Source organism: Cyanobium sp. A1C-AMD, from assembly GCF_024346495.1.
In the GTDB taxonomy this organism is placed as follows: domain Bacteria; phylum Cyanobacteriota; class Cyanobacteriia; order PCC-6307; family Cyanobiaceae; genus Cyanobium_A; species Cyanobium_A usitatum.
Window position 1 is genome coordinate 1 of the sequence record NZ_JAGQDB010000100.1, and the last position, 7,384, is coordinate 7,384.

General features: G+C 55.9%; 4 protein-coding genes and 1 pseudogene. 4 read left to right on the forward strand and 1 reads right to left on the reverse strand.

From position 1 onward, the window contains the following. From KBY74_RS12635 to KBY74_RS12650, 4 genes are all read left to right on the forward strand, one after another. Positions 1–1,109, forward strand: a 1,109-nt coding sequence (locus tag KBY74_RS12635; RefSeq protein ID WP_254942997.1) for an HlyD family efflux transporter periplasmic adaptor subunit, incomplete at its 5' end; no start/stop codon positions are given. Then, the gene (locus tag KBY74_RS12640; RefSeq protein ID WP_254942998.1) at positions 1,106–3,229 is read left to right on the forward strand and encodes a cysteine peptidase family C39 domain-containing protein; all 2,124 of its coding nucleotides are present in this window, start codon (positions 1,106–1,108) and stop codon (positions 3,227–3,229) included. The genes KBY74_RS12635 and KBY74_RS12640, both read left to right, overlap by 4 nt. Further along, positions 3,219–5,279, forward strand: coding sequence for an ABC transporter ATP-binding protein (locus KBY74_RS12645; RefSeq protein ID WP_254942999.1), 2,061 nt, complete (start codon positions 3,219–3,221; stop codon positions 5,277–5,279). The genes KBY74_RS12640 and KBY74_RS12645 overlap by 11 nt, the downstream gene beginning before the upstream one ends. Continuing rightward, positions 5,276–6,865 (forward strand): TolC family protein, encoded by a 1,590-nt coding sequence (locus KBY74_RS12650; RefSeq protein ID WP_254943000.1) that lies wholly within the window; start codon positions 5,276–5,278, stop codon positions 6,863–6,865. The genes KBY74_RS12645 and KBY74_RS12650 overlap by 4 nt, the downstream gene beginning before the upstream one ends. A 276-nt stretch (positions 6,866–7,141) precedes the next feature. On the opposite strand, the pseudogene KBY74_RS12655 reads toward KBY74_RS12650, so the two are convergent. Beyond that, a pseudogene (locus tag KBY74_RS12655) lies at positions 7,142–7,384 on the reverse strand (transposase); the annotation flags it as partial.

Here is a 7,384-nt window from a genome sequence, read left to right on the forward strand (position 1 = left end):
TCGGCACCCTGCGCACCGAAGTGCAGGGCACAGGTTTGGTGATCCGCGGCCTGCGTCTGGTCAGTGTCACGAGCCCGCAGCAGGGACTGATCAAGACCCTGCCCTTCCGTGTCAATCAGACGATTCAGAAAAACGCGGTGCTGGCCTCGCTCGACACTCAACAGCAGGCAATCCAGGCCAAGGCCGCCGAGCAGATTCTTCGCTATGCCACCCCTCGGACCCAGGGCAGCATCACGGCTTCGCAGCAAGCTGTGGTGGTGGCGCTGCAGCAGCTGAACGATGCCAAGCGGGCCATGGCCTCCCAAGGCCCGCCTCTCCAACGGCGCATCACACAGCAACACAAGGCCTACACCACAGCCCAATCCCTATTGCGCCAAGGGCTAGCGAGCAGCGATGAGGTGGCCCAGGCCTTTGATGAATGGCTGAACCTCAAAGGAGCATGGCAGCAGCTGCAGGCAGCGCTGCGCTCGCAGGAGCTGGCCTATCAACAAGCAGTGCAGCAAAACCTGCAAAGCCAGATCAACCTGCAGCAACAGAATCAGAACAACCTCGCCACGATCCAGGGTCTACAACTAGCGATCAGCCAATCCACGCTGATCAAGGCGCCGATCACGGGCCAATTGGTGAGCGTCTCCGCCACGGTGGGCGACGCGGTGAATCCCGGCGATCTGATCGCCACATTGATGCCGGCGCAGGGATCGCTGCGGACCTTTGTGCTCGTTGGCTCGCAGGATATCGGCAAGATCAAGGCGGGCGACCAGGCCTTTGTGTCGCCCGCCGCCACACCGGCAATTCGCTACGGGTACCTCCAGGGCTCGGTCACCCAACTCAGCCAGACGCCTGTCACCGAGAAGGAACTGGTCAAGGCCTTTGGCTCCGATGAGGTGGCGCAGAGCATGCTGCAGAGCTTCAACGCCGCCGGGCAGCTCAACCTGCCCTATCTGGTGATCATCGAACTCGTACGCAATCGCCAGGGCCAGCCGATCTGGACCTTCGGCCGGCAGGCACCCTGGGGCGTCCGCGCTGGTGATGGAGCAACTGTCAAGATCGTGGCCTCCCAGGCCGCTCCGCTGTCCCTGCTCCTGCCCTTCCTGCGAGGTGCGTTGTGACGGTCATCCCGTTTGCCCGCCAGTGGATGCGGGGGCTGACCCAGCAGCCACCCTTTCCCCTCGTGATTCAGAGCGACGAATCCGAATGCGGGCTCGCCTGTCTGGCGATGGTGCTGTCGGCAGCAGATTGCCCGCTTGGCCTCGAAAACCTGCGGCGCAGCTATGGCTCCACCCGTGGCGGGATGACCATTCAGCAGCTGTGTGATCTCAGCGCCATGAAGGGTCTCCGGGCCATCCCAAGCCGTGGCCGCGTGACAGCGACAACAACGCTGCCGTGCATTCTTTATGTTCGCGATGAACATTTCAGCGTGCTTTGGAGGGTGAGCAACGAACGGTTTTGGATCGCTGATCCGGCCGATGGCCTCCTGATCCTCAATCGGCAGGAATTCGACACGTACTTCGCTGACATCCTGATCACCATGCGGCCGATGAAGCCCGTGCTCGATCAAGCGGTGCTTGAGGCCAAGCGGCAGGATCAAGCCCCTGCCTCCATCTTTGATTCGGTTCCTCGCGAGGGCAGTTTTCTGCTCATCCTGCTGGCGCTCGCAGCTGTGATCTCGATCTTCAGCCTCGCCAATGCCGGGTTCCAGGACATCTTCATGACCTATGTGGTTGAGGAAGGCAATATCTACTGGAGCAAGGGAATTGCCATCGCCACGATCACCGTGGCGGTGATGATGGCCGTCAGCAGCCTTTGCCTTCAGATTCTCGTTCTGAGGCAACTGCAATCCACGATCCTGATTTGGAACAAACGGCTCTTTGGATCCCTCTTTAATGCGCCATATAGCTTCTTCATCAGCAAGACATCCGGCCTGATCGTTTCCCGCCTGAATCAGGTGGATGAAGCTCTGCAGGGATTTCAAGGTTGCCTGCTCAGTGCCGTGATGGGCTGTCTAAACCTGGCGATCTACCTGGTTGCCGTTGTGCTGGTCAGTCCGCCCCTGGCATTGCTTTCCCTGCTCGCCATGGCCGGCTTCGGAGCTGTTGGTTTGCGTTTTTATGGATTGAATCTTCAGAACAACTACTTCTATCGCGAAGGTCAATGCCGCTCCTCCAGCGCAGAGTTCAAGTTGATCAGTGGCCGTGAACAGCTTGTGCTCGAGGGCTGTGATCAGGCCATGCAACAGGATCTGGCGGCGGGATACCTCAGCCAGGGCCAGGCGGAGCTTCGACTGGAAACGACAGCTGCTGTGAATGAATTGTTTGTCGGGGTTGTTGACCAGTTACTCAACGGACTACTGCTCGCAATCTCGGGCTTTTTGATCATTCGAGGTGAACTCACAACGGGCTCCTATACGGCCATCAATGTGCTGATCGGCACAGCCATGCAACCGATCCGTTCAGTGGCTGGAATCATCGAGACAATCCAAAACTCCGCCGCAGCATTTAACAAGGCCAACGAGCTCTTTCACCCAGAAGTTGCAATCAAAACCAAAGATGCCAGCCACTCAGATAGTGTCCTTGCATGCAGGGATTTATCATTCTCCTACTCACTCTATAGCGAACCAGTCTTTGATCATGTCAATCTCACTCTGAAGGCGCGCGGAGAAAAGCCGATCCTTGTACGCCTCGACGGCGACACTGGCAGCGGCAAGACAACCTTCGTGAACCTGATTCTCGGCTTGCTGGAGCCATCAGCTGGCGACATTCAGATTGACGGACAGCCACTTCATTCCCTCTCCCGAAAGGAACGCCATGGGTTGGTGCAACTGGTTGATCGCAATCCGCTGATTGTTGGCGGCAGCATCAAAAGAAATTGCTTCCTCGCACGCCCCTACGATGCCACTCTTTTTTCCAAAACCCTCAGGTCACTTGGCCTGCATGAGCAATCATTGTTTCGAGATCAGAGCGATCGCTATCTGACGGATGCAACCTCCCTCAGCACAGGCCAAGGGGTGATGATCGCGCTGTTGCGTGCAGCGCTGCTGCAGCCCAAGCTACTGGTTCTAGATGAAGCGCTCACCAGCCTGCCTGAAGCCCTGCATAGTCCAGTGCTCGTTGGCCTGCGTAACCTTGGCCTGCATGTGCTGATCATTCAGCATGGTGTCAGCTCAGCACTGACCAGTATTCCCACACTCACCATGGCGCAACTCAAACGCCAGACGAGCGATGCAAGCTGAACGAGCAGCGTCTAGCCGGGAACCAGAGCAGCTTGGCGGAGCCTGGCTGAGTGCATCTGAGTTTGCCCGAGTTCTGCTCGAGAAGGCACATCAGTTTCCACCACTCAGATCTGTACATTTGCAAGAGCAGCTGACCGCCATCTGCGAACAGGAAACCGTGCAGGCTGGTACGCTGCTCGCCATTGTGGAAGAGAGCCTATCGCTCCACCCATGCCTCTACGATCCCTCACTCCTTGAGGGGCTGGTGCAACAAGCTCCGATCAGCTTCGCACTGAGGCATGGCTCCTTTTTAGCAGCCAATCAGCTGGCAAGCTGTGATCCAGAACTCCTGCGAGACTCAGCGACCAAGCTGTATTTCGTAGGCGAGGCCATCCCCGAGCAGAAAGTCAGCAAAAATCAGTTCGTCAAGATCTTTATTGATCAACGCTGGCCATGGTTTGCCGGCCTCCTCTTACTTGGGATTCCAGGCATTGTGCTGTCAGCCCTAGCCTCGCTGCTGCAGGAGCCTTTATTCGACAAATACATTCCTGAGGCTGCACTACATGCTGTTTTGCTGGTCGGTCTCGCCTCGATGGCGATGCAACTGACAGGCCAACTGATCACCAGTCTCAGTGGCCTCAGCACCACATTCCTGAATGCCAGGATTGACCTGGCCACTCGCATGGCCACCGCCAATCGCTTTCTCAGGGCGGCCTCCCATGCGTTACCCAAAAGGGATTTTGGCAGCTGGCGTCTGTCATTCATGACAGCGGGTGCATTTCTGAGCTCCTTCGAAACGGCATTTATCAGCATCCCACTGGCGCTCATCACGATGGTCGTAAACCTGGCCGTGATTGGCTCGCAAACGGATCTCACCGCTGTCGGACAACTATTCGTGCTGATGCTGATACCAGCTGTGATTAACATGATCATCTCCTACTTCAGTATCAATCTCTCCCTAAAATCTCTCAGCTCTGAAACAAGGCTTGAAACGATTATCTACGAAGTAATCCGCAATATTCGCGACATCTGGCAAACCGACACTCAGGCAAACTACATCAGCCGCTTCAACCGCTCCCGCGAAGCCATCGCATCCAACATGGTGAATGCAGGAATGCTGGGGGCCAGCACTTCTGTCATCAACACGCTGGCGACAGGCCTGTTGTATAGCTTTGTCTATCTCCAATTCTATCGAAGCCTCACCAATACGCCTGGAGGTGTCTCAGTAGGCTCTCTGTTGGTGATCTATTTTGCCATTGGAACCATCGGTGGTGCGCTGGATTCAATCAGCGGCGATCTTGTTAACCTGGCCCAGGTTTTGCCCACTTATTGGGCTCCCAACATCATCCGAGATCTCACTGCATTCCGGCCGAAACCATCCGTACAGAATGCCTGCGCGATCAGTGCCATCACCCTTGAAGACCTCACCTACACCGCTACCGACGTCGATGGCCCCTTCAATAAGCCGATCACACTTCGAATCACCAGTCCACAAGCCGTGGCCATCGTGGGGCCATCAGGCTCCGGCAAGTCCACCCTTTTACGGCTCCTGCTGGGCAACCTGAAGCCCAACAGTGGCCTGATCCGGCTGATCGATGCGGATGGCATGGTGATCAACCAACAGCTCAGTGACTGCGGCACGCTGGTTCTGGCACAGGATGTGCGCTTGTTTGGCAGCCGGCTGCGCGATGTGGTCGACCCCCAGGCGATGCATAGCGATCAAGAACTTGAAGAGGCAGCCGAAGCCATACAACTCAAAGAGGTGCTGGAGAGCCTGCCACTGCGGTGGAAAACACCTGTCAACGAATACTCCCGCGATCTCTCTTTGGGCCAACTGCAATTATTCAAGATTTCACGTGTACTGCTACGGCCCTACAGCATTGTGATCAGCGATGAGCCCACGTGTCATTTACCCGAAGACCTGCATCTCAAGGCCCTTGCCACGATTAATCAGAATTGCTCACTGCACCTGAGTGCGATCCACCGCAGCAGTGGCTTCGCTCAGTTCGAGAGTTTTCTTTTGATCCAGCCCGATGGCTCGATCACAGTCCAGGCTGAGCCACCGTCATGAGATGCCATATCCCACAAAGCATCCTCTGGGTAGCCCTGTTCATCCTGCCGGGCGCTGTCGCTTGGGGCGCTGGCGCGACCCCCCTCGATGGCAATGAGGGCTACAGCTGCAAACCCGCCGCCCTGCGCACCCAACAATGGGGGCTGCTGAATCAGTTTTCGTTCTGCCAACTCTCCAGCAGCAGCGGCAGCGCAGATGTTCCGGGGAGGCAGAACAGCAGCCCCCCTCTCTCTCTTGCGCAGGTGCTGAAGCTGGGGCTGGATGCTGATGCCTCGATCGCCGCCCAACAGCTCGCCGTCCAATCAGCGAAGTACCAACTGCAATCGGCAAAGGGCAGCTGGTGGCCTTCGGTTTCGATGAGCAACAGCTCCGTTCTGTTTACCGACATCCGTGGCAATGGTCTGATTGGTTCATCACCAGCCACGGCAGGCACCTCCATCAACCCCTTCAACGGCAGCGGCAGCAGCAACAGCCAAGGAAGTTCTAACAGTAGCTATACACAGATCTATCCCGTTGTCACCATCCAGTGGAACCTGATCAACCCTGTTCGCTATCCACAAATCGCTGCAGCACGCAAGCAGCTTGAACTCGCCGACTCCCAGCTGCGCCAAACCAGGAGCGATCGCAGCCTCAGCCTCACCAGGAACTACTACCTCTACCTGCTCAACGGCTATCAAGCTGGTGAACTACTGAAACTCATTCGGATCCAGAATCAGATCCTTACTGATACCAACAAGCGTCTGGCCTCAGGGCTGCTGCCTCGCTACATCGCTCAACAGACCACCCGCGATCTTCTTTCCTATCAATCGAGGCTTGAATCCGCCAAACTCAATCAGCTCAATGCAGAAAGTAATGTATTGGCAGCGCTTAACACTGCCAGCCGTGAATCCTCGGCCTCGGACCCACGCAGCAATGCCACAAGCCTCGATCAAGCACTAGAAAACCTCGCCCAGGCAGGGCTTTCACCCAACATTGTTGATGTGCAGGTGTGGCCCCACTCCCGAAATGAGACTTTGGCACTGGCGGAACAGCATTCCGAAAACCTTAAACAACTTCAGCTGCAGGCCGGCATCGCAAAAGACAACGCCAATCAACAGTGGGGCTCAATTTTGCCGACCATTGGCCTTCTGGGCTACGCAACCTATCAAGGCACGATTCCAGATCAGCCTGCTGGCAGCTACTCAGGATCGCTGGCCAACTATGCGGGGCTGTCCATCACATGGAATCTCTTTGATGGCTATGCCACGCGTAATCAAGCCAAATCTTATCAGAAAACCGAGGCGTCTTTTCAGAAACAACTGCTCGATGGCAAGTCTCAGCTCAGTATCCAGATCCAGACACTGCTGAACCAACTCAATGCCAACGTCAGAATGATCCACCTCTTGCTGCAGGCTACCGAGTCTGCAGCCGGGATCGCTTCTGATCTGGAAATCAGACAAAGGGTGGGCTACGCCACCAGCATTGATCAACTGGAATCAGCCCAGGACGTTCACGAATCACGCCTGCAGCTACTTGATGCACTGGCTCAGTATGTGTCCGCCTATCTGCAACTAGCATCGCTGTGCGGATTCGAAACTGGAACTTGACTCTCCACCGGCCCAACAGTTTACAAGCAACCCAAACGGCTTAATCAATAAGATCAGCCTCCACCTCAATGACTGCCTCCATTTTTTGCACGACTTGCTTCTCCAAATCAATTAGGGCCTCCTGAGAAAGTGAATTCGGGGTCAGCCTCAACAACAATGGATCTTGGTTGAGCACGCAGCCCGATCATCACGCTGCAGACATCTGAGGCTTCAGTGGCACAGTGCGACTACTACGATCGCCTTCTTTGACCAGGTGAAGGCATAGCAAGGCCGCAAAAAAGATAAAAAGAAGCTCCAACAGCTTCTCGAGGTTCATAACAAGTACATTCAGTGCAATGGTTGCACCTTGGGTGACAGCGAGCTTCTCGCGGATCAGACCCAATCCAAACCGTCGTTTACCCTGACCGATCTTTCCCTCGACGGCATTTCGTTGTCTCTGATCATCCAGGAACTGGCGCTTCTCTTCAGCCAATAACTCTGGATCACTCTTGGGGCGTCCGAGCCTTGGGCCACTCAAGC

Coding starts and splice junctions, on each gene's coding strand:
- KBY74_RS12645 (WP_254942999.1), top strand. CDS start 3,219: ATGCAAGCTGAACGAGCAGCGTCTAGCCGGGAACCAGAGCAGCTTGGC.
- KBY74_RS12650 (WP_254943000.1), top strand. CDS start 5,276: ATGAGATGCCATATCCCACAAAGCATCCTCTGGGTAGCCCTGTTCATC.